This is a genomic window from Luteimonas sp. Soil_C_5 (assembly GCF_057656615.1).
Window position 1 is genome coordinate 845,486 of the sequence record NZ_JBDGKA010000001.1, and the last position, 26,059, is coordinate 871,544.

The 26,059-nt window shown below is 68.8% G+C and carries 20 protein-coding genes; 13 read left to right on the plus strand and 7 right to left on the minus strand.

Features of this window, described 5'->3' with window-relative positions:
- Positions 1 to 125: 125 nt before the first annotated feature.
- A complete protein-coding gene (locus AC3A5K_RS04100) occupies positions 126 to 425 on the minus strand; it encodes a DUF2388 domain-containing protein (protein ID WP_487616222.1) in 300 nt (99 codons plus the stop codon).
- A gap of 70 nt (positions 426 to 495) precedes the next feature.
- A complete protein-coding gene (locus tag AC3A5K_RS04105) occupies positions 496 to 1,884 on the minus strand; it encodes an FAD-binding oxidoreductase (RefSeq protein ID WP_487616223.1) in 1,389 nt (462 codons plus the stop codon).
- A 127-nt stretch (positions 1,885 to 2,011) separates the two neighbouring features.
- Here AC3A5K_RS04105 and serA point away from each other — a divergent pair, with 127 nt between their 5' ends.
- Complete coding sequence (gene serA / locus AC3A5K_RS04110) at positions 2,012 to 3,244, plus strand: phosphoglycerate dehydrogenase (protein WP_487616224.1); 1,233 nt, start codon at positions 2,012 to 2,014, stop codon at positions 3,242 to 3,244.
- Positions 3,245 to 3,483: 239 nt separating this feature from the next.
- Here serA and AC3A5K_RS04115 read toward each other — a convergent pair whose 3' ends face one another.
- Complete coding sequence (locus AC3A5K_RS04115; protein WP_487616225.1) at positions 3,484 to 4,074, minus strand: NUDIX hydrolase; 591 nt, start codon at positions 4,072 to 4,074, stop codon at positions 3,484 to 3,486.
- Between the two features lie 198 nt (positions 4,075 to 4,272).
- On the opposite strand from AC3A5K_RS04115, the gene AC3A5K_RS04120 reads away from it, so the two are divergent.
- The 7 genes from AC3A5K_RS04120 to AC3A5K_RS04150 all read left to right on the plus strand — a co-directional run bounded on the left by AC3A5K_RS04120 (position 4,273) and on the right by AC3A5K_RS04150 (position 10,706).
- A complete protein-coding gene (locus tag AC3A5K_RS04120) occupies positions 4,273 to 5,784 on the plus strand; it encodes an amino acid permease (RefSeq protein WP_487616226.1) in 1,512 nt (503 codons plus the stop codon).
- Positions 5,785 to 5,880: 96 nt separating this feature from the next.
- A complete protein-coding gene (locus AC3A5K_RS04125) occupies positions 5,881 to 7,191 on the plus strand; it encodes an amino acid permease (RefSeq protein WP_487616227.1) in 1,311 nt (436 codons plus the stop codon).
- A complete protein-coding gene (locus AC3A5K_RS04130) occupies positions 7,188 to 7,436 on the plus strand; it encodes a hypothetical protein (protein WP_487616228.1) in 249 nt (82 codons plus the stop codon). Before AC3A5K_RS04125 ends, AC3A5K_RS04130 begins: the two co-directional genes overlap by 4 nt.
- A gap of 29 nt (positions 7,437 to 7,465) precedes the next feature.
- Entirely contained in the window at positions 7,466 to 8,113 is a 648-nt protein-coding gene (locus AC3A5K_RS04135; RefSeq protein ID WP_487616229.1) for a methylthioribulose 1-phosphate dehydratase, read from the plus strand.
- 109 nt (positions 8,114 to 8,222) lie between these two features.
- Positions 8,223 to 8,777, plus strand: a complete 555-nt coding sequence (locus AC3A5K_RS04140) for a 1,2-dihydroxy-3-keto-5-methylthiopentene dioxygenase (protein ID WP_332077037.1) — start codon at positions 8,223 to 8,225, stop codon at positions 8,775 to 8,777.
- A 344-nt stretch (positions 8,778 to 9,121) separates the two neighbouring features.
- Positions 9,122 to 9,811 (plus strand): acireductone synthase, encoded by a 690-nt coding sequence (gene mtnC / locus AC3A5K_RS04145; protein WP_487616230.1) that lies wholly within the window; start codon positions 9,122 to 9,124, stop codon positions 9,809 to 9,811.
- Between the two features lie 25 nt (positions 9,812 to 9,836).
- Entirely contained in the window at positions 9,837 to 10,706 is an 870-nt protein-coding gene (locus AC3A5K_RS04150; RefSeq protein WP_487616231.1) for a C13 family peptidase, read from the plus strand.
- A gap of 465 nt (positions 10,707 to 11,171) precedes the next feature.
- Here AC3A5K_RS04150 and AC3A5K_RS04155 read toward each other — a convergent pair whose 3' ends face one another.
- The gene (locus tag AC3A5K_RS04155) at positions 11,172 to 11,759 is read right to left on the minus strand and encodes a YdeI/OmpD-associated family protein (RefSeq protein WP_487616232.1); all 588 of its coding nucleotides are present in this window, start codon (positions 11,757 to 11,759) and stop codon (positions 11,172 to 11,174) included.
- Complete coding sequence (locus AC3A5K_RS04160; RefSeq protein WP_487616233.1) at positions 11,756 to 13,336, minus strand: calcineurin-like phosphoesterase C-terminal domain-containing protein; 1,581 nt, start codon at positions 13,334 to 13,336, stop codon at positions 11,756 to 11,758. The genes AC3A5K_RS04155 and AC3A5K_RS04160 overlap by 4 nt, the downstream gene beginning before the upstream one ends.
- A gap of 154 nt (positions 13,337 to 13,490) precedes the next feature.
- On the opposite strand from AC3A5K_RS04160, the gene AC3A5K_RS04165 reads away from it, so the two are divergent.
- A complete protein-coding gene (locus AC3A5K_RS04165) occupies positions 13,491 to 15,308 on the plus strand; it encodes a sensor domain-containing diguanylate cyclase (protein ID WP_487616234.1) in 1,818 nt (605 codons plus the stop codon).
- Between the two features lie 18 nt (positions 15,309 to 15,326).
- Here the strand turns inward: AC3A5K_RS04165 and AC3A5K_RS04170 are convergent, their stop codons facing one another.
- The gene (locus tag AC3A5K_RS04170; RefSeq protein ID WP_487616311.1) at positions 15,327 to 18,113 is read right to left on the minus strand and encodes a bifunctional diguanylate cyclase/phosphodiesterase; all 2,787 of its coding nucleotides are present in this window, start codon (positions 18,111 to 18,113) and stop codon (positions 15,327 to 15,329) included.
- Between the two features lie 287 nt (positions 18,114 to 18,400).
- Between AC3A5K_RS04170 and AC3A5K_RS04175 the strand changes: the two genes are divergently transcribed.
- From AC3A5K_RS04175 to AC3A5K_RS04190, 4 genes are read left to right on the plus strand one after another with little or no spacing between them, the layout of a single operon-like run.
- Positions 18,401 to 18,967: an RNA polymerase sigma factor gene (locus AC3A5K_RS04175; RefSeq protein ID WP_487616312.1), complete on the plus strand. Its 567-nt coding sequence runs from the start codon at positions 18,401 to 18,403 to the stop codon at positions 18,965 to 18,967.
- Positions 18,964 to 19,917 (plus strand): hypothetical protein, encoded by a 954-nt coding sequence (locus AC3A5K_RS04180; protein ID WP_487616235.1) that lies wholly within the window; start codon positions 18,964 to 18,966, stop codon positions 19,915 to 19,917. The genes AC3A5K_RS04175 and AC3A5K_RS04180 overlap by 4 nt, the downstream gene beginning before the upstream one ends.
- An 8-nt stretch (positions 19,918 to 19,925) precedes the next feature.
- On the plus strand, positions 19,926 to 20,528 hold the full coding sequence (locus tag AC3A5K_RS04185) for an IMPACT family protein (protein WP_487616236.1): 603 nt from the start codon (positions 19,926 to 19,928) through the stop codon (positions 20,526 to 20,528).
- Positions 20,528 to 22,303, plus strand: a complete 1,776-nt coding sequence (locus AC3A5K_RS04190; protein WP_487616237.1) for an ABC transporter transmembrane domain-containing protein — start codon at positions 20,528 to 20,530, stop codon at positions 22,301 to 22,303. The genes AC3A5K_RS04185 and AC3A5K_RS04190 overlap by 1 nt, the downstream gene beginning before the upstream one ends.
- 552 nt (positions 22,304 to 22,855) lie before the next feature.
- On the opposite strand, the gene AC3A5K_RS04195 is transcribed toward AC3A5K_RS04190, so the two are convergent.
- Positions 22,856 to 26,056, minus strand: a complete 3,201-nt coding sequence (locus AC3A5K_RS04195) for a multidrug efflux RND transporter permease subunit (RefSeq protein WP_487616238.1) — start codon at positions 26,054 to 26,056, stop codon at positions 22,856 to 22,858.
- Between the last annotated feature and the right edge of the window lie 3 nt (positions 26,057 to 26,059).

Here is a 26,059-nt window from a genome sequence, read left to right on the forward strand (position 1 = left end):
ACAACAGACGCGTGCGTCTGCGGATGCAGCCTCCAGCGAACGACCGATGATCCGCGGTGACGCACCGACGCCGGGCAGCGATACGCACCTTGGCGCTCCCGATTGCGTCCAGCCGCGACCCGCGCTTACTGCGCGAGGATCGCCTGCGCGAGCTGCAGATCGCTGGCCGCACGTGCGGATTCGCTGGAGGCGCGCAGATGGCGCAGCGCGGCTTCCAACTGCACGCCGCGGATGCGCCCGTCGCTGGCGACGAAGCTGGCCGCGTCCTCGCGGGCCTGGACGACGACCTTGTCGTTGCCCGAGCTGCTGCCGCTGGAGGCCGACGAGCCCGCCGCAGACGCGCCACCGGTGGTGCCGCCGAAACTGCCGGCGAAGGCCGACGACGACAGGACGATCAGGGTGCAGGCCAGCAACAGACGGGACATCGCGAATCTCCGGACGGGGCGATCGACTTTACACGACGCTCACGCCCCACCGCCCGATGTCGAGCACCGATCAGGGGTCGAACAGCTTGCCCGGATTCAGGATGCCGGCCGGATCGAGTGCCGCCTTGATGCCCCGCATCACCGCGATTTCCGCATCGCTGCGGGTCGAGCGCAGATAGGGCTTCTTGACCAGGCCGATGCCGTGCTCGGCCGAGATGCTGCCGCCATGGCGTTCCAGCGTGGCCGCCAGCAGCTTGGTCACGCGCTCGCACTCGACCACGAAGTCGGCGTTCGCCATCGCCTCCGGCTTGAGCACGTTGATGTGCAGATTGCCGTCGCCGATGTGGCCGAACCAGACCACGTCGAACTGCGGATATTCCGTTGCCAGCAGCGCCTGCGTTTCGGCCAGGAACGCCGGCATCGCCGACACCCGCACCGAGACGTCGTTCTTGTACGGCACGTAGGGCGCAAGGCTTTCGGTGATGCCTTCGCGCAGGCGCCACAACTGCGCGGCCTGCGTGTCGCCGTGGCTGATCACGCCGTCCTCCACCCAGCCCTGCTCCACGCAGTGCTCGAATGCCGACAGCAGCGCGACCTCGCCCGCCTCGCCTTCGCTGGCGAACTCAGCGACCACGTAGAACGGATACGCGGTGTCGAACGGCGGCTGCGCGCCATGCGCGACAACGTGGTGCAGCGCGCGGTCGGTGAAGAACTCGAAGGCTTCCAGCCCGAGGCGGCCGCGCAGCGACTGGAACACCTGCATCAGCACGTCGAACGAGGGCAGCGCGAGCAGCATCACCCGCGTGGCGGGCGCGGGCTCGGCCAGGCGCAACGTGGCCTCGACGATGACCCCGAGCGTGCCTTCGGACGCGACCGCCAGATGCCGCAGGTCGTAGCCGCTGGAGTTCTTGACCAGGCCGCGGTTGAGATCGAGCAGTTCACCGGTGCCGGTGACCAGCTTGACGCCGGCGACCCATTCGCGGGTGTTGCCGTAGCGCACGACGCGGATGCCGCCGGCATTGGTGGCGATGTTGCCGCCGATCGAACACGAACCGCGCGCGGCGAAATCCACCGGGTACTGCAGGTCCTGCGCGCGCGCCGCCTCGTGCACGGCTTCCAGCGCGATGCCGGCCTGCACCTGCAGCAGGCGGTCGACGGGCTCGAAACCAATGACCTTGTTCAGCTTCTGCAGGCTGAGCACCAGCTCGCCGTTCGCCGCGACCGCACCGCCCGACAGACCGGTGCGTCCGCCCGAGGGCACCACCGCGACACCCTCGGCATACGCCCAGCGCATGACCGCCTGCACCTGGGCGACGTCGGCCGGCAGCGCGATCGCCAGCGGCGCGGGCGTCCAGCGCCGGGTCCAGTCGACGCCGTAATGCGCCAGATCGGCCGGATCGGTCAGCAGCTGCAATGCCGGCACGGCGGTCTGCAGGCTGGAAATACGGGCGTCGGACATGCGGGGCAGCGCCGGGAAGCAGGGGGTGGTCAGCCTGCCAGCCGCCCCTGCCCGCGTCCAGCGTCCGGCCGCGGGGCGCGCGCGGTTCTGGCACCATGTGGCGCCCCCTCGCAGGCCCCGTGCACCGATGAAGACTTCGTTCCCCAAGGGCGACATCCGCGTCCTGCTGCTCGAAGGCGTGAGCCAGAGCGCGGTCGACGTGTTCAAGGACGCCGGCTACACGCAGATCGACGTGCATCCCAAGTCCCTGCCCGAGGACGAACTGCGCGCCCGCATCGCCGATGCGCACATCGTCGGTATCCGCTCACGCACCGAACTCACCGCCGAGGTGCTGGGCGATGCCCGCCGGCTGATGGCGATCGGCTGCTTCTGCATCGGCACCAACCAGGTGGATCTGGACGCGGCCGAACGCGCCGGCATCCCGGTGTTCAATGCGCCCTACTCCAACACCCGCAGCGTGGCCGAGCTGGTGGTCGCCGAGGCGATCATGCTGCTGCGGGGGATTCCGCGGAAGAACGCCCAGTGCCATCGCGGCGGCTGGAGCAAGTCCGCGCTGGGCAGCCACGAAGCGCGCGGCAAGACGCTCGGTATCGTCGGCTACGGCCACATCGGCACACAGGTCGGCGTGCTGGCCGAATCGCTGGGCATGCAGGTGCTCTTCCACGACATCGAGACGAAGCTGTCGCTGGGCAATGCGCGCAGCGCGGCGAGCCTCGAGGATCTGCTCGCGCGCAGCGACGTGGTCACCCTGCACGTGCCGGAAACGCCGGCCACCAGGCTGATGTTCGGCGCGGACGAACTCGCGGCCATGAAGCCGGGCGCGCACCTGATCAACGCCTCGCGCGGCACCGTCGTCGACATCGACGCGCTTGATGATGCGCTGCGCAGCGGCCAGGTCGGCGGCGCGGCGATCGACGTGTTCCCGGTCGAGCCCAAGGGCAACGACGACGCCTTCGTCTCGCCGCTGCTGGGCCACGACAATGTGCTGCTGACTCCGCACGTCGGCGGCAGTACGCTGGAAGCGCAGGACAACATCGGCATCGAGGTCGCGGCCAAGCTGGTGCGCTACAGCGACAACGGCAGCACCCTGTCGGCGGTCAACTTCCCCGAGGTCACCCTGCCCGAACACGTCGGCAGCCACCGCCTGCTGCACCTGCACCGCAATGTGCCGGGCGTGCTGTCGAAGATCAACGAGGTGTTCTCGCGCGAGTCGATCAACATCGACGGCCAGTACCTGCGCACGAACGCCAATGTGGGTTACGTGGTCATCGACGTCGCCGCCAGCGAGGCGCAGGCCGCGCACCTGCGCAGCGAACTGACGAAGATCGAAGGCACCCTGCGGACGCGGGTGCTTTACTAGCGGGGATTGGGGGGGCGGGATTCGGGATTCGGGAAAGCCGGGGCGCCACGCAGCTTTGCAGCTTGCGGGATGCGGTTTTTGCGACTCGACGTTCCTGAAGTCTCGCGGCCGGTGCGCGGTCAATCGAAGCACGCGCATGCGCTGGCGGGCGTTATCAGCCGCGCGTCATCCGACAGCGCAGATGCGCTGATCGACCGTCGGCGAGCCGCTCTTTCGAATCACCAATCACCAATCCCCAATCACACGCCCTCGAGCCATCGCACCGCCATACGCCGCAACGACGCGTCATAGGCGCCGTCGTCGACCATCGCCGCGATCGGCTGCCACGCCAGCGCGTGGGATTCCTCGCTGACCAGGAACGTCTCGTCGGCGCCCGCATGGACCAGGTAGCGCACGTCGTAGTGCCAGTGTCCGGGAACGCCCTTGTGCTCCGGGATCCAGTGGCGGTCCAGATCGAAGATCGACGACTCGACGCGCACGCCTTGCAGGCCGGTTTCCTCCTCGGTCTCACGCAGGGCCACACGCGCGAGATCGCGGTCGCCATCCGCGTGCCCGCCCGGCTGCAGCCACATGCCGAGTTTGCGGTGGTGGGTCAGCAGCGTCCGCGCGCCGTCGCCGCTGACGACGAACGCCGAGGCGGTGAAATGGCCCGCGAGACGTGCACGCTCGAAAGGATCTTCAGCATCGCCCAGCAGCGCGCTGAATGCGGCCGCCAGCGTCTGCTGCGCGGGATGCCGCACGCCGAAATCGGCGAACGCACGCTGCAGTGGCTCGATGCCGGGCGCTGCGCCGGCGGCGGATTCGACAGCAGATGCATCGGGGTTCGACATCGGTAAATTTGCTGCATTGAGGCGTGACGGGAGGCGCAGGATCGTCTTTCGCATCCACACGTTCAAGCAGTGCGCCGTTGCTTGTGCCGGAACGCTGCGTTTGGCATGGTAGGGCGATTGCCGCGCGGCCGCGGGGAGACGACGGAACGTCTGTGCGGCCATCCGTATGCGGCGCCGAACGACCAACCGGGGACACCGATGCTCAAGAACCTGATGATTACCAAGCCGATTGCGGCGCAACCGCATGTCGATGCGGGCGAGCCGGTCGAGGGCGGCCTCGGCGGCGAAGTCGGCTTCAAGCGCACGCTGACCGCCAAGCATCTGGTGATGCTGGGTCTCGGCGCAGTCATCGGCGCGGGCATCTTCGTCATTACCGGGACCGCGGCGGCCAACCACGCCGGCCCGGCGATCATGCTGAGCTTCGTCATCGCCGGCTTCGCCTGTGCGATGGCGGGCCTGTGCTACGCGGAATTCGCGGCGATGATCCCGGCCTCGGGCAGCGCCTACAGCTACACCTACGCGACGCTGGGCGAGGCGCTGGCCTGGTTCGTCGGCTGGAGTCTGGTGCTCGAGTATCTGTTCGCCGCCTCGACCGTCGCGGTGGGCTGGTCGGGGTATACGGTCAGTTTCCTCGACAGTCTGGGCGTGCATCTGCCTGCGGCACTGACCCAGGCGCCGATCAACTTCTGTACGCATGAAGCGGCCGTGGCCGGCGCGTGCGAGTTCGGCAAGTTCGTCACCACCGGCGCGCTGTTCAACCTGCCTGCGGTGCTGATCATCGGCGCGGTGGGCATCCTCTGCTACGTGGGCATCACCCAGTCGGCGACCGCCAACGCGATCATCGTGTCGATCAAGGTGCTGGTGATCCTGCTGCTGCTGGCCTTCGGCGCGCAGTACGTGAACGCCGAAAACTGGCTCCCCTTCATCCCGGAAAACCAGGGCGGCGACCGCTTCGGCTGGGAAGGCGTGCTGCGCGGCGCCTCCATCGTGTTCTTCGCCTACATCGGCTTCGACGCGGTCTCGACCGCGGCGCAGGAGGTCAAGAATCCGCAGCGCGACATGCCGATCGGCATCCTCGGTTCGCTGTTCCTGTGCACGCTGATCTACATCGCGGTGTCCGCGGTGCTGACCGGCATGGTGCCGTACACCACGCTGGGCACGGCGAAGCCGGTGGCGACCGCGCTCGAGGCGTATCCGAGCCTGTTGTGGCTGAAGACGCTGGTCGAGATCGGCGCGATCGCCGGCCTGACCACGGTGATCCTGGTGATGCTGATGGGCCAGCCGCGCATCTTCTTCTCGATGGCGCAGGACGGCCTGCTGCCTCGCTTCTTCGGCGCGATCCACAAGCGCTACCGCACGCCGCACAAGGGCACCGTGCTGGTCGCGCTGGTCGCGGCGGTGATGGCGGCGTTCCTGCCGATCCAGCTGCTCGGCGACGTGGTGTCGATGGGCACCCTGGTCGCGTTCGCCACCGTGTGCCTGGGCGTGATGGTGCTGCGTCGTACGCAGCCGAACCTGCACCGCCCCTTCCGCGTGCCGGCCGTGTTCCTGGTCGGCACCCTCGGCGTGCTGGCCTGCCTGGGTCTGGTCGCGACGATGCCGCTGCTGAACTGGATGGTGCTGCTGATCTGGACGATCATCGGCTTCAGCATCTACTTCCTCTACGGCTACAAGCACAGCAAGCTGCGGCAGCAACAGCCGCCGCGCTGATCCGATCCAGACGCACGGCCCGCCTAGCGCGGGCCGTGCGTCCATAGAGCCTCCCGACCTGCGGCCGCGCGCGCCGCCCTCCACGCGGATCGCACGATGTCCACGACTTCCACGGCCAAGAAGATCGGCCCTGTGCTGGCGACCTTCATGGTCGCCAACAACATGATCGGTTCCGGCTTCTTCCTGCTGCCGGCCACGCTCGCGCGCTCGGGCGCGGTGACCGTGTTCTCGTGGCTGATCGGCACCCTGCTGGCGGTCGCACTGGGTGGCGCGTTCGCGCGGCTCGCGCGCCAGTACCCGGATCTCAACTCGCCGGACGACTACATCCGTCCGAGCCTCGGCCGCGACATGGGCTTCCTGGCGACCACGCTGTACTGGCTGTCGTCATGGATCGGCAACAACGCGATCGCGGTCGCCGCGGTCGGCTATCTGGTGATCCTGCTGCCGTTCAACGAGACGCCGGGCCTGCAGCTCGCCGGACAGGTGCTGCTGATCTGGGCAATGTTCGCGCTGAATCTGCTCGGCCCGCGCAACATCGCGCGCTTCCAGTCGTTCTGCGTGGTGTTCGGTCTGCTGCCGGTCGCGGCGATCCTGATCGCCGGCTGGGCCCATTTCGATCCGGGCATCTACCGCGCCGGCTGGAACGTCAGCGGCCAGTCGGATGCGGCCGTGGCGATCGGTTCGCTGGCGACGGTGTTCTGGGCATTCATCGGTCTGGAGACCGGCGCGATGGTGGCCGGCGTCGTGCGCAATCCCGAACGCAACGTGCCGATCGCGACGCTCGGCGGCATCCTGCTCGCCGGCGTGGTCTACATGGTCTCGTCGGTGCTGATGATGGGCATCGTGCCGGTCGACGAACTCGCGACGTCCAGCGCGCCGTTCGCCCTCGTCGCCGGGCAGATGTTCGGCGTCTGGGCGATTCCGGTCATCGCCGCGGCTGCCGCGCTCAAGGCCACCGGCACGCTGGGTGGCTGGATGCTGGTCACCGGCGAATCCGGCGCACGCGCCGCGCAGCGCGGTTTCCTGCCGGCGGTCTTCGGACGCCTGCTGAAGAACGGCGCCGCCGGGCCCGGCCTGCTGATCGTGGTGTCGTCGATGACGCTGATCGCGTTCATCACCGTGACCGACACCGTCGGCAGCCAGTTCGAAACCATCATCAACATGGCGGTGACCCTCGTGGTCATGGCCTACGCCGCCGCCGGTCTGAGTCTGATGCTCGGCAACCGCCAGCATCCGGCCGGGCGACGCGAACGCCTGCTCGGCATGGGCGCGCTGATCGCCTGCGGCCTGCTGGTGTGGTCGACGCCGATCGACACGCTGATGGGCGCGGCAATCATCGCGCTGCTGGCCTGGGCCGCGTATCGCGGCTTTTCATCGCGCCGTCGCGACGCGCCGCCCGCGCCATGAGTGACCGGCGCGACGACTACTGGTTTCAAGCCAAGACGTTCGGCTACGGCTGGGGGCTGCCGCGGCGCTGGCAGGGCTGGGTGGTGCTGCTGGTCTACGTCGGCACGCTGATCGGCTGCGCCGCACGCTTCCCGCCGGGCGACGCGCCGCTGCCCTTCGGCATCTGCGTCGCGGTGGCCACCGCGCTGCTGGTCACGATCTGCGCACTGAAGGGCGAACCGCCATCCTGGCGCGGCAAACGCTGACGCCACACGGGCACGCTAGAATCCGCGCCATGTCCGATACGCCCACGCCCTACGACCTCCACCACCTGCGCGAACTCGCCGGCGAGCTGATCGTCAACATCCGCGAACTCGCCCAGTCCGGCTGGACGCCCGCCACCAGCAGCAACTTCTCGCGACGCCTCGATGATCGCCACGCCGCGATCACCGTCTCCGGCCGCGACAAGGGCAAGCTGAAGGAAGACGACATCATGGTCGTCGACTTCGAAGGCCGCGCCGTCGGCAGCGAGCACCGTCCGTCTGCCGAAACCCTGCTGCATACCCAGCTGTATCGCCGGTTCCCGGAGATCGGCTGCATCCTGCACACGCATTCGCCGACCCAGACCATCGCCTCGCGCCTGTTCGCCGACGCCGGCCACGTGCGTCTGGAAGGCTACGAGCTGCTGAAGGCCTTCGCCGGCAACAGTACGCACGAGATGGCGGTCGACGTGCCGGTGCTGCCGAACAGCCAGGACATGACCGTGCTCTCGGCGCAGGTCGAGTCGCTGCTCGACGCCGGCCCGATGTGGGGCTATCTGATCGACGGCCACGGCCTTTATGCCTGGGGCCGCGACATGGCCGAAGCGCGCCGCCATCTGGAAGCCTTCGAGTTCCTGCTGCACTGCGAACTCGAACTGCGCCGCCTTCGCGCGTCGCACTGAGGCCTCTGGCCGCACCAGCGGTGGAACGACGGCGTTCCGCCGCGGTCAACGTTGCGGACATGCGGCTTTGCTAGGCTGGACGGCCCGCCACGCGCCGAGCCAGACCGCCATGAGCCGCCTCCGCATTTTCGATGCCACCGCCCCCGACACGCCGCTGTTCGACAGCCGCGACGGCGACGCTATCGCCCGCGAACTGCAGACGATCGGCGTCACCTTCGAGCGCTGGCAGGCCGCCAAGCCGGTGGGCGCCGGCGCCTCGCAGGACGAGGTCATCGCTGCCTACAAAGCCGACATCGACCGCATCAGCGCCGAACGCGGCTTCAAGTCCGTCGACGTCATCAGCATCGCGCCCGACAACCCGAAGCGCGAAGAACTGCGCGCCAAGTTCCTCGACGAACACTTCCACAAGGAAGACGAGGTGCGCTTCTTCGTCGACGGCTCGGGCCTGTTCACCCTGCACGTCGAGGGCAAGGTCTACGAGATCGAATGCGTCAAGGACGATCTGATCGGCGTGCCCGACGGTGTGACCCACTGGTTCGACATGGGCAGCGAGCCACGCTTCGTCGCGATCCGCTTCTTCGAGCAGCCGGACGGCTGGATCGGCCATTTCACCGGCTCGGACATCGCGCAGAAGTTTCCGCGTTACGAGCCGGGTTCGCGCTGAGGGTGAGGTCTAGCTGACGCACTGCGCTGGCGTGCCGGCGCTGCGGAAGCGAAGTTCACGCTCAACCGTCATTCCCGCGCAGGCGGGAATCCAGCGCCGTCGTGTCCGCAAGACGGGCCCGCACACTCGATCCGTGTTTCCGTACCGAGTTCTGTTTCAAATACGCCTGGCGCGTGGCCGTCGACGACCGCGAGAGGCACTGGATTCCCGCCTTCGCGGGAATGACGGGTGTGGAGGGCTGCGTGTTCCCGGAGCGCCGAGCCCCCGGGACGAAGCACTCTGCAAGGCATCTCCGCACCCGACGCCTTACACTTCAACGCCCCCGACCACCGGCTGACGCGCGGATGATCCTGACCGACATCGAAGGCACCACCAGCAGCATCTCGTTCGTCAAGGACGTGCTGTTTCCCTATGCGCGCCGCGCCCTGCCCGGCTTCGTCGCTGCGCATCGCGATGATCCCGAAGTGCGCCGCTGGCTCGACGTGGTCGGGACCGAACATGGTGCGATCTGCGACGACAAGGTGATCGTCGAGACGCTGCAGGGCTGGATCGACGCCGACCGCAAGCACACCGCGCTCAAGGCGCTGCAGGGCATGATCTGGTCGGCCGGTTACCAGGACGCCGACTTCACCGCGCACATCTATCCCGACGCCGCCGACGCGCTGCGCCGCTGGCATGCGGATGGCGAAACGCTGGCGGTGTATTCCTCCGGCTCGGTCCCCGCGCAGAAACTGTTCTTCGGCCACAGCGACGCCGGCGATCTGACCGGACTGATCTCGGACTGGTTCGACACCGAGGTCGGCGGCAAGCGCGAGGCGGAGAGCTATGCGCGCATCGCCGATGCGCTCGACGCGGCGCCGGCGGAGATCCTGTTCCTGTCGGACGTGGTCGCGGAACTCGACGCCGCGCGTGATACCGGCATGCGCACCGTACTGATCGACCGTCTCGACGATTATCCGCAGCCGCGCGACGCGACCGCCGCGAACGGTCATACGCGCGTCACCACGTTCGACCAGATCGACGCGATCCGCTGACATGCGGCCGGCGCCCGGTCGGCCCATGCTTCAACAATTTCTACAGACGACGGCGTTGCTGTGCCTGCTCGTCTGTGCGCCGTTACAGGCGACCCAACCGCTGGCGACGCGTGACCACGCGCTGATCGATGCTTCGGTCGCGGCGATGCCATCCGGCACAGGCGATGCCCCGGCGCTGTACGTCGTCGGTGTGGCCGGCGATGCCGGCGAGGACGTGTTCCGCAACGAGGTGCGTTTTCTGACCGAGCGGGTGGCGCCGCGCCTCGGCGCAGGCGCGCGTGCACTCGCGCTGGTCAACCACATCGACAGCCTCAAGGGCGCGGGCACGCCACTCGCGACCGTGCCGAACCTGCGGCATGTGCTCTCAGCACTCGGCGCGCACATGGACCGCGAGCGCGACGTGCTGCTGCTGTATCTGACGATGCACGGCTCGCCCGATCACGCACTCGGACTGGCGCTGCCCGACGGCAGCGAGGACACGATCACGCCCGACGCATTGCGCGCGGCGCTCGACGCCTCCGGCATCGTGAATCGCGTCGTCGTGATCTCGGCCTGCTACTCGGGCGGTTTCGTGCCCGCGCTCAAGGATCCCGACACGCTGGTGCTCACCGCGGCACGTCCCGATCGACCGTCGTTCGGCTGCGGCAGCGAATCGACGATCACCTTCTTCGGCCACGCCTGGCTGCTCGACGGCCTCAACGCTGATCGCGATTTCGCGAACGCCTACCGCTTTGCCGCGCGCGCGATCAAACAGCGCGAACGCAAGCTCGGCTACGAACGCTCCGGTCCGCAGATCGCCGCCGGCGCGCGCATCGGCCAGACACTGTCGCGCTGGCAGGCCACGCTGCCGGCCGATCCTGCCCCTGCCGTGTATCCCTACCCGATCGCGCCTTGAGCGCAGGCGGCAGACATGCGGCGACGGCATTGCCCGTCGGCGGGCGCATGCGACTGCGCGATGGCGCGTTCCGGGAGCGCCGCGTCGCGCCCAAGCGCGCTCCTGCCACTCCGGCCCCGCCGGAAGTTCCAGCATCCGCGGTGTCGCCATCCCGATGAACGCTGCGCGCCGACGGCATGCATGCATTCGCCGCATTCCTTGCAGAAGCGCGCTTGCGCGTGGTCATGCTTTCCAGGGACACCCCGCCACGCGAGCGCTCCAACATCCGAAAGGCAGCGCTGTTCCGGGAGTGATTCTCGTTTCGTCATGACCCGGCGGCGTCCCGCTAAAATCGCCCCGCGTCGCCAGCCAGCCAACGCCAGCCAGCCACGCACATGACCCGCCTGCCAGCCATCGCGCGCCAGCCGGTCATCTTCGAAGAGCCCGCCATGTGCGGGTTTTTTGTTGCCCGCGAATCCGCAGGCGTCAGTCGCGCAGGAATTCGCCGCGCGCGATCATCTCCGCCAGCGCCTGCGCGCGACGCACACGGCCGGCCGCGGTCTTCAGCGTCGCGACCCGGAAGCACGCCGCATAGCGCCGGGTACGGTCCAGGGCATCGAACGCGGCCTGCGCACCCGGCGTGGCCGTCAGCGCATCCGCAAGTTCCTCCGGTGGTGTCATCGACGCCGACCCCGCATAAGCGGCGGTCCAGCGCCCATCCGCCTGCGCCGCCTCGATCTCGCGTCGGCCCGCGGGTCCGATCCGGCCAGCCGCCTGCAGACGCTCGACATGCGCGACGTTCCGCGTCGACCACAGGCTGCGCGCGCGCCGCGGCGTGAAGCGCTGCAGAAACCAGGCGTCGTCGAAGCCGCGCTTCTGGCCGTCGATCCAGCCGTGACACAGCGCGACGTCAAGCGCCTGCGCATAGGTCACCGACGGCGTCGCATTGCCCTGCTTGGCGATCTTCAACCACAGGCCCGCAGCATCCGCATGCGCGAGCAGCCACGTTTCCCACGCCGCGGCGTCGGCGAACGCCTGGACCGGCAGACCGTCGGGCGACGCCGTGTACATCATCTGGACCCGGCGTCGTCGAAACGGTCGAGGCGATAGGTCGTGCGTGCGCGCTGCTCACCCTGCCAGGCATCGAACACGCGCACTTCGACGCCGTGTTCGCCCACTTCGCGATCGGTCGGCAGCGCGCCGCGCCACAGATGCATCGACGGCGTGGCTTCCGGCGAACGGTCCAGACCACGCAGCGTCTCGGCCAGATCGTCACGTGCGTTCTCCAGCAGCAGCCGCGGATCGGGGCGTTCGACGCGGCGCATCGGCGACCACGCGCCCTCGCCCACGCGGAACTCGACGCGGGTGTCGGCCCGGCCCATATACACGTTGGCGTACACGCCCCAGGCCGGATACGCGCCCTGGCGCAGTACGCGCGGTGCATGCAGGGCCATTGCCGGCGTGGTCGCGGCATCGTCGGCCGGCACCCGTGCGGGATGCCAGGCCAGCCGGTAATCGTCCGTGGATTCCACGCGCAGGCTGGCAAACCCGTTGGGGGTGCCATCGGCCATGGTGGCGGCCGGAATTCCCGCGGCATCGGGCGCCCCGCTCCAGAACGCGCCGCTGGCCGCGCCGACGTTGTACTCGTGCAGCGGCTGCGCGCCATGCCAGCCGGTCTCCGGCCCGTGCATCACATGCTGCTGGGTGTGCCGGTGTCCGCTGAGCAGCAGCACGTGCGGAAAACGCTGCAGCAATGCGAACAGACGCGCGCGGTCGGCGCTGCGCATGGTCTCGGGCGCGCCGGCGGATGCGGTGTTGAACCACGGGACATGCGCGCCCACCACCAGCAGGCGGTCGGTCGGTGCCTCTGCAAGATAGGCCTCGACGAAGGCGAACTGGTCCTCGCGCAATCCGCCGACGTAGTCCGGACGCTCGCCGGGCCGGTAGATGACGTTGTCGAGCATCAGCACGCTGGCCCCGGCCTCTTCCCAGGCATAGGTTTCCGGACCGTAGACCGCGCGGTAGCTCGCGGTCGAGCCGTGGTCGTCACGGGCCTCGAAATCGAGATCGTGATTGCCGGGCACGTGCAGCCACGGCACGTCCAGCTGCGCGGTGGCGTCATTGATCGCGGGGTACAGCGCGGGCACGTCGTTGCCGACATCGCCGAGCGTGAGGCCGAGCGCGGCGGGCACGGCGCGCGCGGCGGCGACCACCGAGCGCGCGTAGTAGTCGACCTCCGCCTCGCGACCCGCCTGGGGATCGGCGAAGACCAGCATGTCGAGCGGACCCGTCTGCGCAGAGGGCTGCAACGCGAAATCGCACGCCGCGCCCCGGCTGCCGGCGGCGCGCCAGAACGCCGGCAGTGCGCCGTCGCGGGCGACGCTGTAGCCCGCCGGCTTGATGACGAAGACCACGGCGCGCCGGCCGTCCAGCCCGGAATACCGCCCGTGCGCGTCGGTTTCGACGATCCGGGTGCCGTCCGACACCCGCACGCCGGCCACGCCCGCTTCGCCCGCGTCCTGGCGACCGTTGCCGTTCGTATCCTCGAACACCTGCCCGCGATCGCAGGCCAGCGCCGGTGCGCCGGCCGCGCAGACCACGGCAAGGCACAGCGGGAAGATCGGGCGACGGAAGCGGTACGGCAGCGGCATACGGAGGTCCGGAGATGCGATGGACGGTCGATTATGCGCGCAGGTGCTTTCGGCTGGCCGCTGCCGTACGCTGGCTGCGTTCGATAGGGCCACGGACCGGTCGCAGGCACATGCAGATACGCGCGGAACAGGGATTCTCCACAGGGGCAGCGGCATGACGTCGAACCGTAGGGGGCGATGGCGGTGGGCATTCGGGCTGCTCGCCTGTCTCCTGCTGCCTGCCGCGCTGATGGCCGAGGTGGTCGAGTTGCCCGCCGGCGTCGGCGCGGTACCGCTGTCGCCGCACGTGCGCTACCACCACGATGCCACCGGCAGCGAAGGGATCGAGGCCGCGTGGCGCCGCGTGGATGACGGCGACATGGCGCCTCTGCCGGGTGGCCTCGACACCTTCGGATTCCAGCATGGCGCGTTCTGGTTCCACGCCCGCGTCGCCAACCGCAACGACGATGCGCTGCGCTGGCTGCTGGTGCAGGAATACCCGCTCAGCGACCGTATCGACGTGCATGTGCGGTATCCCGACGGCCGCATCGTGGACTACGCCGGCGGCGACCATCGCCCGTTCTCCGCGCGCAGCATCCGCTATCGCCATCCCAACTTCATGATCGACCTGCCGGCCGGCACCCCGGTCGACCTGCTGGTGCGGGTGGAGAGCCAGAGTTCGATGCAGGTGCCGCTGCAGCTCTATACGCCGACCGCGTTCACCGAGGTCTCGCGCGATGCGCAGCTCGCGATCGGGCTGTACTACGGCATCCTGCTGGCGCTGTTCTTCTACAACCTGGTGCTGTGGCTGTCGCTGCGCGACGCCAGCTACTTCTGGTACCTGTGCCACATCACCGCGTTCGGGCTGGTGCTGTTCACGCTCAACGGCCTGGGCTTCGAATACCTGTGGCCGGGCTCGTCGTGGATGGCCGACCACATGGTGCCGATCTCGATCTGTCTGGCCCTGATCGCGATGCTGCAGTTCTCGCGCACCTTCCTCGAACTGCCCCGGCGCTGGCCGACCGGCAACCGGATGCTGCTGGCGCTGATCGTGTTCTTCGTGCTGTTCGGCCTGGCGTCGGTGTGGCTGCCGCTGCGCATCTCCACGCCGGTCGCCTCGCGCGCGGTCTTGCTGGGCGTGATCGGTATCGTCATCGCCACCGTGGTGGTTCTGCAGCGCGGCTATACGCCCGCCAAGCTGTTGCTGCTGGCGTGGTCGATGTTCCTGCTGGGCACCGCCGTCTTCACCCTGCTGGCCTTCGGCATGCTGCCCAAGACCTTCATCACCGAGTACGGCGTGCAGATCGGTTCGGCGCTGGAGATGCTGCTGCTGTCGGTCGCGCTCGGCCACCGCTACGCCGCGCTGCGCAGCGAAAACCAGCGCATCGTCGCCGAGGTCAACCAGGGCCTGGAACGGAAGGTCGCCCAGCGCACCCAGGACGTGCGCAGTGCACTGATGCAGCTCGAGGAGGCCCACGCCCGCCTGCGCGACTCCAGCCGCCGCGACGGTCTGACCGGTCTCTACAACCGCGCCTGGTTCCACGAGGCGTTCGCGGACCTGTCGGCGCAGTCCAGGCAGCGCAGCACGCCGCTCGCGCTGATGATGATCGACCTGGACCATTTCAAATCGATCAACGACCGCTACGGTCATTTCGTCGGCGACGATTGCCTGCGCTGGGCCGCACATCGCATCGGCCGCAGCCTGCGTCCGCACGACGCCCTGCTCGCCCGTTTCGGCGGCGAGGAATTCGTCGCCGCACTGCCCGGCCAGGATCTCGCAGGCGCAGCCGCGATCGCCGAAACGATCCGCCATGCGCTCGCCGACGAACCCTGCCATTCCGACGACCTGCGCATCCGGGTCACTGCGAGCATCGGCGTGCACGTGCTCTCGCCGACACGCGGCGACACCATCGAACAGGCCTTCGCGGTGGCCGATCGTGCGCTCTACGCAGCGAAGGCGAACGGACGCGACTGCGTCGAAGCCGTGATCTGAACCGGCTGGCCGCGCGGCTCAGGCCTCGACGCGGTGCACCGGCTCGGCCACGGGCCGGCCATAGAGGAAGCCCTGCCCGTACTGGCAACCCAGTTCGTCGAGCAGGTCGCGCTGCTGGCGTGTCTCCACGCCCTCGGCGATGGTGTCGATGCCGAGGGTGCCGGCCAGCGCCAGGATCGCGCGCACCAGCGCCAGACTCTCGGCATGCAGGTCGCTCCCCAGCCCCTGCACGAAGCTCTGGTCGATCTTCAGCGCCTGGATCGGGAAGCGGTGCAGATACGACAGCGCCGAAAACCCGGTGCCGAAATCGTCCAGCAAGGCGAGCACGCCGTGACCGCGCAGGATGTTGAGCGTGCGCAGGGCGCGAGGCGCATCGTCGAGCAGGGCGACCTCGGTGATCTCGATCCGCAAGCGGCCAGGATCCGCGCCCGCGTCTTCGACCAGCTGCAACAGGCGCTCGGCGAAATCGTCGGCGCGGAAATGCCGCGGCGACACATTGATCGACACGTAGCCGGACTGCGGATCGCGCGCCATCCGGGCGATGACCTTGCGGTACATCAGCCAGTCGACCTGCTCGATCAGGCCGCTGTCCTCGCCGACGCCGATGAACTCGCCCGGATACAGGATGCCGTGCAACTCGTGGCGCCAGCGCAGCAAGGCCTCGTGGCCGACGATCCGGGCATCGGACAGGCGCACGATCGGCTGGAAATGCGGCTCGAACGCATCCTGCAGGATGGCGCGGCGCAGGTCGGCCTCGAGGTCCAGCAGACGCGTCGCTTCCGCGCGCATCGCCTCGTCGAAGCACGCGATCCGGTCGCGGCCGCTGGCCTTGGCGCGGTACATCGCCGCGTCGGCGTCGCGCAGCAGGCCATGTCCGTCGACGTAATCGGGATGCGACATCGCGATGCCGATGCTCGCCGACGGAAAGAGTTCGCGCCCGGCCACCCAGATCGGACGGGCCAGTGCCTTGAGGAACGTGGCGGCCGTCGTTTCGGCGACGCCGGGATCGTCGACGCCGGCCAGCATGACCGCGAATTCGTCGCCGCCCAGCCGGGCGATCAGGTCCGAAGGCCCGAGCATTGCCGCGATGCGCTGGCCGATCTCGACCAGCATCGCGTCGCCGGCGGCATGGCCCACGCTGTCGTTGACCAGCTTGAAGCGGTCGAGATCGAGGAACAGCACCGCGAACGGTTCGTGGACTGCGCCCGCGTCGGGTTGCAGCGCGCTGGTCAGACGCTCCAGCAACTGCAGGCGGTTGGGCAATCCGGTCAGTGGATCGTGGCGCGCCTGGTGCACCAGACGCTGCTGCGCGCGCACGCGCTCGCCGATCTGCGCGCGGAGTTCGCGATTGGCCGCTTCGAGTTCGTGGGTACGCGCCTCGACGCGGAACTCCAGTTCCGAATGTGCCGCCTTGAGCGCGTCCTGCGCCCGTTTGCGCTCCAGCGCGCCATCGATGTGATGGGCGACGAAGGTCAGCAGTTCCTGGTCGCTCGGCGCGAACGAGATGCCCGGGTCATAGCTCTGCACCGCGATCACGCCGACCGGCAGATCGTCGCGGGTCAGCGGCACGCCGAGCCAGCACTGCGCCTGGGTGCCGCGGCTGCGCAGCTCACCCGTGGACTCCAGCAGCACGATGCCCTCGCGCCGCGCCAGCAGGGGCTGGCCGCTGCCGATGACGTATTCGGTGAGGCCGTTGCCGCAGGCGCGCGGGCGCCGCACTGCATCGCGCTCGTCGACCGAATACGGAAACTCGATCTGGCGGCCATCCGCGCTGAGCATCGCGATGTAGAAATTCCGCGCGTACAGCAGCTCACCGACGATCGCGTGCAGGTCGGCGTAGAAACGCTCGAGGCTGCCGGCGGCGACCGACAGCTCGCTGATCCGGTACAGCGCACGCTGCAGTTTCTCCGCGCGTTCGCGCTCGCTGATCTGCGCCTGCAGGCCGAAGTTGGCCTCCTGCAGTTCCACGGTGCGCGAGGCGACGCGCCGCTCCAGCTCGGCCTGGGCCTGCTTGCGGTCGAGCGCGGTCAGGATGTGCTGGGCCACGAATTCCAGCAGCGCACGGTCGTCGTCGCTGTAGCGTCCGGGCCGGTCGTAGCTCTGCACCACGATCGCGCCGCAGACGTGCCCGTCCCGGCGCAACGGCACGCCCAGCCAGTCGGCGCTGTCGGGCCCGGTCAGCGACTCGGCATGGTCCACGCCGTAACGACGGCGCAGCTCGACCGACGGGCCGAGCATCGGCTGGCCCTCGCGCAGCAGCGCGATCGTCAGGCTGTGCGGCATCGTGTCGACGCGCAGTTCCTCGTCGGGATCGGCGATCCAGGGATCGCGTTCGTCGACGAAGTACAGGAAGCGCATCGTGTCGCGCAGATCGTCGTACAGCACGATGTAGAAGTTTTCGGCCGTGGTCAGCCCGCCGACGACGCGGTGGATGCGCCCGAGGACTTCGGACATGTCCAGCGTCGAACCGGCGAGATCGGCGATCTCGTACAGGGCCTGCTGCAGGCGTTCCGACCGGCGCAACGCGTCCAGGCGCCGTTCCGACTGCAGGGCGCCGGTGGCGACCACCGCGCTGTGCAGGGCCAGTTCCAGCCAGGCCAGGCTGGCCGCGTCCTGCGCCGGCGGGTCCAGCGCAACCGTGATGCGCATGCCGTCGACGTCGCGGTGCTGCAGCCGCCGCGCACGCGCGGACACGTCATCGCCGATCGCGGCTTCGATCTCAGAGAGCAGGCCGGCCCTGGCACCTGGCGACGCGACTTCGCCCGCGCCGAGCGACGCGCACTTCCAGCGCAGCACGGCCTGCATCCCGGACGGCACCGCGTCGATGATCGGGCGCAGGCTCGCACCGACGTCGACGGGCGACTGCCGGGCGGCCGTCGAAATGCGATGACGTGCAGGCACGATGCTCCCGGATCCCTGGATTCCCCCGGCGGCAGCATACCCAAATCGGAACCTCCGCCGACGGCTTCGACCCCGATTCCCGCGCCTGGACGTTGGCCCCACGCATGCACACGCACGCCGCATGCCCCATCCCGCGTCCCGCCGCGCCTCCAGGCTTCCCGCGCGTCGGGCCAGCACGTAACCTGACCGGCATGGACGACATCGCCCGACCGCAGGCAGATCCCGGCGACGATGCGTTGATGCTGGCCTATGCCGCGGGCGACGTGGCCGCGTTCGAAGTGCTCTATCGCCGCCACCGGGACAAGCTCTACCGCTTTCTCGTGCGCCAGCTGCGCAATCCGGCGCTTGCCGACGAGATCTTCCAGGACATCTGGCAGCGCGTGATCGCAGCGCGCGAGGGCTGGCGACCGGACGCGCTGTTCACGACCTGGCTCTACCGCATTGCCCACAATCGGCTCGCCGACCACTGGCGCGCCGCCAGCCACCGCCCGCCACCGCCCGAAGACGCCGACGCCCGCACGGCGCGTGTTGCGGACCCGGACACCCCCGAACGCAATGCAAGCGCGTTCGAAGACCGGCGGCAGCTGCAGCGCGCCCTGGAAGCACTGCCGGTCGAGCAGCGCGAGGTGCTGCTGTTGCGGCTGGAACAGGATCTGACGCTGGAGGAGATCGGTGCAATCACGGGTGCGGGCCGCGAGACGGTCAAGTCGCGACTGCGCTATGCCATGGACAAACTCCGCGCGATGTTGAACGCATGAACGATCCCCGCGAACCGCTGGATGCCGAGGCGCGTGCGCTGGCCGCGAGGCTGGCGCGCGATCCCGTCGCCGCGCCATCGCCTGCGCTGGACGCGGCGATCCTGGCGGCTGCGCGCAATGCAGCAGCGTCCTCGAACGCGCCGGACATCGGCGCCGTCGATCCGCAGCCGGCGACAGCCATCGCGGCACCGCGTCCGGCGCACCGTCCGCCACGCCGTCGTCGCTGGCCGATGGGCATGGGCGTCGCCGCGGCATTTTTCGTGGCGATCGGCGTCGCCTGGCAGTTGCGGCCGATGCCAGACGAACGGCCCGAGCCTGCCTCGGAAGCGACGATGGCGATGCAGGCCCGACGCGCCGAACCGGCCGCCGAGTCGTCAGCCATGTCTCCGGTGCCGGCGGCAGACGCCGTCGAATCCCCGGTGTCCGAGCCGGACGCCAGCGCCCCCGTGCAGGCGCGGCGCGCGGAGACGCCTGCCCCGGCAGCGGAGGCGCCTTCTCCCGTTGCCGAAACGCCAGCGCTGCCCGTCTCGAGGCAGGCAGCCTCACCGCCTGCACCGATGAACACGCCTTCGCCGCAGTCCCCGGCCGTCGAAGCCGATGCCGCGGCCGTTGCTGCACCGCGCGCGACGGCCTTCGGTTCCGAGGCGATGGACGCCCCGCGCGCGGCCAGCGCGACCTCGGCCAGTGCGGCGCGCGCAGCGCCCGCAGCGGCGCCCCAGGTACTGCGCCAACGCGAGCGCGCGGCGGTCGCGGCGTTCGAGGACATGCCGGACGAAGACCAGCCGCCCGCGTCCGCGGACTCGCCCGAGGTCCGGGATGCCTGGCTCGAACGCGTGCGCGAACTGCTGGATGCCGGCGACATCGCCGCCGCCCGCGCGAGCCTGGGCGAATTCCACCGGCGTCATCCCGATGCCGATCTGCCGCCCGACCTGCGCGCGTTGCTGGACTGACCGACGCGATGCCGCTGGACACCCTGGCCGCGCCGGCTACCCACACGCTCGAGGTCAAGCACAGCCGCTTCATCGCGCACGCGGCCCCGGTCGATGACGAGGCCGCCGCCCTGGAGACCCTGCGCGCGATCCACGTGGCGGATGCCACGCACAACTGCTGGGCTTGGCGCGTGGGCGACCAGTACCGCTCCAGCGACGACGGCGAGCCGTCGGGCACCGCCGGCCGGCCGATTCTCGCCGCGATCGACGGCCAGGGCTTCGACCGGATTCTCGTGGTCGTCGTGCGCTGGTACGGGGGCATCAAGCTCGGCGCCGGCGGGCTGGTGCGAGCCTACGGCGGCTGCGCGGCCGAGTGCCTGCGGGTCGCACCACGTCTGCCGCTCGTCGAGATGGCCACACTCGAACTGCTGGCACCGTTCGACACGCTGGGCAGCGTGCATGCGGCGCTGGCGGCGGTGGATGCGGTCAAGCGCGCCGAGAACTTCGTTCCGGAAGGCGCCACGCTGCGCCTCGAACTACCACGCGATCGGGTGATGGACTTGAAAACACGTCTGCGCGATGCCACACGGGATCGGGTCCAGTTCGCCCCCGACGCGGACGGTAATCCCTGATGGCCTTCCGTTCTCCGCGCGCGCCCGACTCCGGGCAACCCAAGGCGCGCGTCACCGCGCTCAAGACCCTGTGGCCCTTCGTGATGCGTCAGCGCGGCCTGTTCGCCGCCTGGTTGATCGCACTCGCGCTGTCGTCGATCGCGACACTCAGCCTGCCGGTCGCGGTGCGGCGGATGATCGACCACGGATTCGCCGATGCCGACCGGATCGATGCCACGTTCGCCGTGCTGCTGCTGGTGGCGATCGCGCTGGCGCTGTTCACCGCGGCGCGCTTCTTCTTCGTGTCATTGCTGGGCGAGCGCGTCGTCGCCGACCTGCGCACGCGGCTCTACGGGCACATGCTGGATCTCGACCAGGACTTCTTCGAACGCAACCGCAGCGGCGATCTCGTTTCGCGCCTGAGCGCGGACACCGAACTGCTGCGTTCGGTTGTCGGCTCGACGATGTCGGTCGCGCTGCGCAGCACGGTGATGGTGCTGGGCAGCGTCGCCATGCTGGTGGTCACCAGCCCGCGGCTGGCGGCGTTCACCCTGATCGGCATTCCGCTGTTCGTGCTGCCGCTGGTGCTGGGCGGTCGACGGCTGGAAAAAGTCTCGCGGCAGAGCCAGGACCGGATCGCCGATGCGAACGCACTGGCCAACGAGACCCTCGGCGCGATCCGCACCGTGCAGGCGCATGCGCGCGAGCCCTACGAGCGCGGCCGTTTCGAGGACGCCGTCGGACGCTCGGTCGAAACCGCGCGCCGGCGCATCGGCCTGCAGGCGATCATCACCGCGGTCGCGATCACGCTGATTTTCGGCGCGGTGACCGCGGTGCTGTGGTCCGGCGCGCACGATGTCATCAACGGCGACATGAGCGCCGGCACGCTGGGCCAGTTCGTGCTCTACGCCCTGTTCGGCGCCGGCTCGGTCGGCGCACTGGCGGAAGTCTGGAACGAGCTGCAGCGTGCGGCCGGCGGCATGGGCCGCATTTCCGAACTGCTGGTCGAAACCCCGGCGATCCATGCGCCCGCGCATCCCGCCAAAGGCCTGCAGCCGTCGCGCGGCGCACTCGCGTTCGACGCCGTGACCTTCCATTACCCGACCCGGCCCGACGCCCCGGCGCTGGACAACTTCACCCTGGCGGTCGCGCCCGGCGAAACCGTCGCCCTGGTCGGCCCGTCCGGCGCGGGCAAGAGCACCCTGCTGTCGCTGCTGCTGCGGTTCCATGATCCGTCGACCGGCACCGTGTCCGTCGACGGCATCGACGTGCGCACCCTGTCGCCCGATGCGCTGCGCGACGACATCGCGCTGGTGCCGCAGCAGCCGACGATCTTCGCCACCAGCGCGCGCGACAACATCCGCTACGGCCGTCTGGACGCGAGCGACGCCGAAGTCGAAGACGCCGCCCGCGCAGCCGAGGCCCACGCGTTTCTCGCCGCCCTGCCCGAGGGCTACGACGCGCAGCTGGGCGAGCGCGGCGCGCGCCTGTCCGGCGGCCAGCAGCAGCGCATCGCGATCGCCCGCGCCCTGTTGCGCGATGCCCCGATCCTGCTGCTCGACGAAGCCACGTCGGCGCTCGATGCGCAGAGCGAACACGCGGTACAGCAGGCGCTGTCGCGCTTGATGGAAGGCCGCACGACCCTCGTCATCGCGCACCGCCTGGCGACCATCCTCAAGGCCGACCGCATCGTGGTCATGGACCATGGGCGCATCGTCGCCCAGGGCACGCATGCCGAACTGCTGGCCCAGGGCGGCCTGTATGCGGAACTGGCACGGCTGCAGTTCATCGACTGAGGCGCGGCCGCGAGCATCCTGCGACGTCGTTGCCGGGCGTCGCCCCGGCTGCACTGCCGGATGGGCGGACGCGCTGCACGTCCCGTTCTCCTGATGACGATGCGCGCTCCCTTGCGCGCATCGTCCGGATTCCACAGCCATGGTGGCCCCCAGCGCACCCCTTCGCGATGTACTTCGCGCGCGCTGCCGACACGCGCGCCACCGACTTGTTCTGAGCGGGCACCGCCGCTGACAGCGTCGGGTCGACCGATCGCGCCCTTGATGTGCACGGCCCGCATGCCCGATCCCGTGGGCAGGTGAGTCGGATCGACTCGGTAGACATCCATACGGCGCGGACCAGAGCGATAGCACCCCGCTCCGCCTCCACGCGCTGCAAGTCGGTCGGACGTAACGGCAGTCGCACGCTTGACGTCCGCAACGGCACCCGCAGGCAGTCCGTAAGAATCGACCAACGCGATGCACGCAGCGCTGATGCGGTGCGCGTTCGTCTGCCCACACGAAAAAGGCCGCCCCGTTGCCGGAGCGGCCCTTCTCGATCGAACTACGGCGCGGTCAGTGCGCCGGTCGTTCGTCGCCATCCTGTGCCAGCTGGCGGTCGCGCTCACGTTCCGCTTCCAGACGCGGATCCGGCTCGTCGAGTTTGTCGCCCAGCACACGGCGCACGACGATGAAGAACACCGGGATCAGCAGCAGGCCGAGGAACGTCGCGAACAGCATGCCGCCGATGACGCCGGTGGCCAGTGCGTGACGTGCGCTGGAACCCGCGCCACTCGACAGCGCCATCGGCGTGACGCCCATGATGAAGGCGAACGAGGTCATCAGGATCGGACGGAAGCGCAGGTTCGCCGCTTCGATCGTCGCCTCGCGCAGGGTCTTGCCTTCCTTGTACTGCTGCACCGCGAACTCGACGATCAGGATCGCGTTCTTCGCCGCCAGACCGATGACCGTGACCATGCCGATCTTGAAGAAGATGTCGTTCGACAGGCCCGGGCGCAGCATCGTGAAGACCACCGCGCCGAGGATGCCCAGCGGCACCACCAGCAACACCGCGACCGGGATCGACCAGCTCTCGTAGAGCGCGGCCAGACACAGGAACACCACGACCACCGACAGCAGCAGCAACAGCGTCGCCGTATTGCCCGCGATGATCTCCTGGTAGGACATGCCCGCCCAGTCGTAACCGAAGCCGTCGGGCAGGTCGTTTTCGACGATCTCCTCCATCGCGGCCATCGCTTCACCCGTACTGCGACCGGGCGCCTGCGAACCGACGATGTTGACCGCGGCGTAGCCGTTGTAGCGCGTCAGCGATGGCGTGCTGGCGCCCCACTCCGGATTCACCACCGTGCTCAGCGGAATCATCGTCGGCGTGCCGTCGGGATTCGTCGACGTCGCGCTCGGCGTGTAGAAACGGCCGATCGAACCCGGCTCGGTGCGGAACTGCGCATCGGCCTGCATGTTGACGCGCTTGATGCGGCCATCGGACACGTAGTCGTTGACGTAGACCGGCGCCAGCATCAGCTGGATCGCGCCGTAGATGTCGGTCACCGACAGACCCATCGACTGGGCCTGGACGCGGTCGACGTTCAACTGCAGCTGCGGCGCATCCTCCAGCGTGTTCGGGCGCACGCCCTGCAGCACGTCGGTCTTCTGCGCAGCCGCGCCCAGCAGCTGGTTGCGTGCCTGCTGCAGCGCCGCGTTGCCGGCGCCGGTACGGTCCTGCAGATACATGTCGAAGCCGCCGAACTGGCCCAGACCCTGCACGGTCGGCAGGTTCACGACGAAGATCGTCGCGTCCTGCACGCCCTGCAGCGCACCGTTGGCCTCGCCGAGGAAGCCGTTGATGTCGACGTCGCGCTCGCCCCAGTCCTTGAGCTTGATGAAGCCCATGCCGACGTTCTCGCCCTGGCCGACGAAGCTGAAGCCCGCGACCTGCAGCATCGCCTCGTACGACGGGTTCTGCTCCAGGCGTGCACGCACGTCCTCGAACACCGCGTTGGTGCGCTGCAGGGTCGAGCCCGGCGGCAGCTGCACGATCGCCAGCGCGTAGCCCTGGTCCTCGTCCGGTACGAAGCTCGACGGCAGTCGGATGTAGAGGAACGCGCAGACCACGCACAGCACCGCGAACACCGCCATCCAGCGCGGCGCATGCTTCACGGCGCTGCCGATGTGACCGACGTAGGTGCGGTTCACCCGGTCGTAGTACTTGTTGAACGTGCGGACGACGACGTTGTCCTTGCGTTCGCCCGGCGGTGCGTGCTGCTTGAGGAAGGTCGCGCACAGCGCCGGCGTGAAGCCGAGCGCGAGGAAGGCCGAGAAGCCCATCGCGACCGCGATCGTGATCGCGAACTGCTTGTAGATCTCGCCCGAGGCGCCGCCCTGCAGGGCGCTGGGAATGAACACCGCGGCCAGCACGACGGTGATCGCGACGACGGCGCCGGTGATCTGGTCCATCGCCTTCATCGTCGCTTCGCGTGGCGGCAGGTGTTCCTCCGCCATGATGCGTTCGACGTTCTCGATCACCACGATCGCATCGTCGACCACGATGCCGATCGCCAGCACCATCGCGAACAACGTCAGCTGGTTGATCGTGTAGCCGAGCATGCTCAGGCCGAGGAAGGTGCCGAGCAGCGCGATCGGAATGACCAGCGTCGGAATGATGGTCGCGCGCAGGTTCTGCAGGAACAGCAGCATCACCAGGAACACCAGGATCACCGCCTCGATCAGGGTCTTGATGACTTCCTTGATCGACAGCGTCACGAACGTCGTCGTGTCGTAGGGCTTGAACCACTCGATGTCCTGCGGGAACGACGGCTGCAGTTCGTCCATGCGCGCTTCGACCGCGCTGGCCACCGTCAGCGCATTCGCGCCCGGAAGCAGCTGGATCGCGAACGCGCCGGTGGGCTGGCCGTTGTACTTGGTATCGAAGCCGTAACCCGACGCGCCGATCGCCACGCGCGCGACGTCCTTCAGGCGCACGGTCGCGCCGTCGGAGTCGGCACGCAGGATGATGTTCTCGAACTGCTCGGGCGTGCTGAAGCGGCCTTCGGCGGAGACCGTGGCGGTGAACCCCTGGCCTTCGGGCGCCGGGTCGGAGCCGACCGAACCCGCTGCGAACTGCACGTTCTGTCCACGCACGGCGGCCATGACCTCGGTCGCCGACATGCCGTAGCCCTGCAGCTGGTCCGGGTTGAGCCAGATGTTCATGGCGTACTCGGAACCGAACTGCTGGGTGCTGCCGACACCGGGGACACGCGCAATCTGCTCGAGCACGCGCGAACCGATCAGGTCGTTGAGCTGGTTGCGGGTGACCGTCGTGTCCGCCGAGCGCAGGCCGACGACCATCAGGAAGCCTGCGTTGGCCTTGGCCACGACGACGCCCTGCTGCACCACTTCACTGGGCAGACGCGGCGTCGCCAGCGAGACCTTGTTCTGCACCTGCACCTGCGCGATGTCCGCGTCGGTACCGGTTTCGAACGTCAAGGTGACGCTGGCGCGGCCGGATGAACTCGACGTCGAGCTGAAGTACAGCAGGTTGTCGATACCGGTGAGCTGTTGCTCGATGACCTGTGTCACCGCGCGTTCGGTGGTGTCGGCGCTGGCGCCGGGATAGGTCGCCGAGACGGTGACCTGGGGCGGCGCGACGCTCGGGTACGACTCCACGCCCATGTTCAGCAGCGAGATCACACCCGCCAGCGAAATCAGGATGGAGACGACCCAGGCGAAGACCGGGTGGTTGATGAAGAACTTGGGCATGGC